Origin of the sequence: Streptomyces sp. NPDC021020, from assembly GCF_044333285.1 — a bacterium.
Classification (GTDB): Bacteria; Actinomycetota; Actinomycetes; order Streptomycetales; family Streptomycetaceae; genus Actinacidiphila.
In genome coordinates this window covers 1-2222 of record NZ_JBIRQQ010000023.1, presented here as the reverse complement: position 1 = coordinate 2222, position 2222 = coordinate 1, and the positions used below count along the sequence as shown (strand labels likewise).

Here is a 2222-nt window from a genome sequence, read left to right as displayed (position 1 = left end):
AACGACCCCCGCAACCTCTGGGCCGAGCCCTCAGACTCCGGCCACAAGGCCAGCGCCGGGGTGAACAACCTCAAGGACCCCGTCGAAACCAAGCTCTACACCGCTGTCTGCAAGGGTCAGATCACCCTCACGCAGGCCCAGCAGGCCATCGTCACCGACTGGACCACCGCGCTCGCCTCCCTCGGACTCGCATAAGCGCCCCGCCCGCGCGGCCCGGACCTGACCGGTCACGGCACCCTGGCCGTGCCCGGGCGCGGGTGCAGTTCGCCCGGTCGTGCCTAAAGGGGCGGGCACGGGCCGGGCGCCATGCGACTATGACGGCCTTAGGGCTCAGTGGGGAGTGAAACTGGCTCCCCGGGCCGTAGCCAACCCCAGAAGTTTCTGCAGTTCTCCGGTGCTCCAACGCGGACCGATTCCTTCCAGAACCGTTATCCTGTCGTTGTCGAAGCTTGCAACCAGAGACGGGGATCCCTGCAGCGTGAGATCAGAGATTTTTCCGTTCTGCATGTCGAGGGCTCTTGCGCCGCACTGCTCGAAGTGCTCTCGGTAGCCGCTGAGAAAAGCTTCTTTTTCTTTCGCGTCTGGAACTATGACGTGCTCCTGAAGGACCCGATCATCGGGGCCGGTCAAGATTGCTTCAGCCCACACACGGGCCCCCGAGGCATAGAGCTCGGGGTTTTGGGAGGCGGCCGATGCCCATGGGAAATCTGCTGCACTGCAGGACGTACCGGCGATCCCAGTGGGCCCTTTTCCGGTGTCGCAGTCCGCGGCCGTCAGCAGAAGAACACGGGTAGACAGCGATTTCGTGCCACTCTTGGCCGGATATACATCCTGCGGTGAGAGAAGCTTCTGAGTATCGGTCGGAACCTCCACCCCGCAGCGAGTTGCCGGATCCTGCGTCACCTGCGCAGGGCCGTCTGCCCGGTGGTCGGTGGTTCGCGTCCCGTGCGGTGCGGAATTTCCTGTGCAGCCGCATAGCGTAGCTGCCGCGAGGAAGATCGCCGTCACCCACTTCCTGCCCAACCACCTTACTGTCGCCATCGCCCGCCTCCCCGTTGGCCTAGCTCGCTACCGAGTAGTTGTCGGCGAGATAGGCGTAGTCCCTCACTGTCTTCACTGTGCAGTTGCTGTACGTGTGGTACCAGGTGATCAGGATGGTCCGCTTCAGGATGCCGTCCCGGTAGCTGACCGTCGTGTGCGCCGGCGCGGTGACGGTGAACGTCGTCGTCGTCGTGTAGGAGGCTTCCCTGGACGTGGAGACGTTCAGTTTTGTATTGACGGAGGCCACGACGAAGTCGATGGACATACCCAGATCACCGGCAACCGTGGTGCTGTACGACTTGTTGGAGGTGTGGGTGTACGTCTTGGTGATTGTGCCCGCAGAGTTGTTGACCAGAGTGCCGCTGTCGGAGGCGTACCAAGAAGAGGCGGTCTGCTGGAAGTAGCGGTCGTCTTCCGGCGGGCAGTAGATCGTGTTCGGACTGGCCGGTGCGGCGGCAGCAGCGGTTCCCCCCGTTATCGCCGTAAGCGCTAACGCGCTCGCTACGGCGATCATTTTTCCATGCATCGTGGATCCCCCAACCTTTGTGACGCCACCCAAGCGGGCGCCATTCTTGAGAGGGAACCTATCCGAGCTCTGGTCGGTGCACAAGGTAGCCCCTCGGTTCCTGAGTGCTACTTGAGGTTTTCGCGGAATTCCGCGCTCCTTTTCACTCGATGCAAGTTACCAAACTCATGACGAGAATCAGACAGATTTTGGCTTAAATTACCGAACCAGCAAGTCCGACGACGGCTCTCCGCGAGTTGAACACACAGACGATGGGGTTGGACGATGAGGGGCTGGATCTTCGCCAGCCGAGAGCGGGGGCGGACGGAGTCGAACGCGGACCTGCCAGCGTGCTTGGTGTCGTCCTACAGCCGTTCTGACGACCTGCGGGGGCTCAGGGCGGGGTGAAGAGAAGCAGGCAGTTGGTGATGGATTGCCCGGCGCGTGAGCGCACCGGGCAGCGGTGCGGCAGGCAGGCGACAGCGCCGACTGCCGTACCGATCGGTGGTGAGGTCGTGTCAGAGGGTGTGGTGCTGCAGCCAGACGACGGCGAGGCCGACGACGCCGCTGCCGGCGGCGTAGCAGGCGCCGCGCAGTGCTTGGGTCAGGGCCGCCCGGCGGGGGCCCCGGCCCACGCGGCGGCATCGGTATAGGTGCGGTGAAACCGGCGTGCTCG

The 2222-nt window shown here is 63.5% G+C and carries 2 protein-coding genes and 1 pseudogene; 1 reads left to right on the top strand and 2 read right to left on the bottom strand.

All coding sequences use genetic code 11. The features are described from left to right. Window positions 1–195: pseudogene (locus ACH4SL_RS36970) on the top strand (hypothetical protein); the annotation flags it as partial. 135 nt (window positions 196–330) lie between these two features. On the opposite strand, the gene ACH4SL_RS36965 reads toward ACH4SL_RS36970, so the two are convergent. Both ACH4SL_RS36965 and ACH4SL_RS36960 read right to left on the bottom strand, forming a co-directional pair. Continuing rightward, window positions 331–1008: a hypothetical protein gene (locus tag ACH4SL_RS36965; protein WP_398454664.1), complete on the bottom strand. Its 678-nt coding sequence runs from the start codon at window positions 1006–1008 to the stop codon at window positions 331–333. Between the two features lie 52 nt (window positions 1009–1060). Then, window positions 1061–1555: a hypothetical protein gene (locus ACH4SL_RS36960; protein WP_398454661.1), complete on the bottom strand. Its 495-nt coding sequence runs from the start codon at window positions 1553–1555 to the stop codon at window positions 1061–1063. Window positions 1556–2222: the final 667 nt, after the last annotated feature.

Excerpts from the sequence above, each read along its gene's own strand:
- ACH4SL_RS36960 (WP_398454661.1), bottom strand. The coding sequence starts at position 1,555 with ATGATCGCCGTAGCGAGCGCGTTAGCGCTTACGGCGATAACGGGGGGA.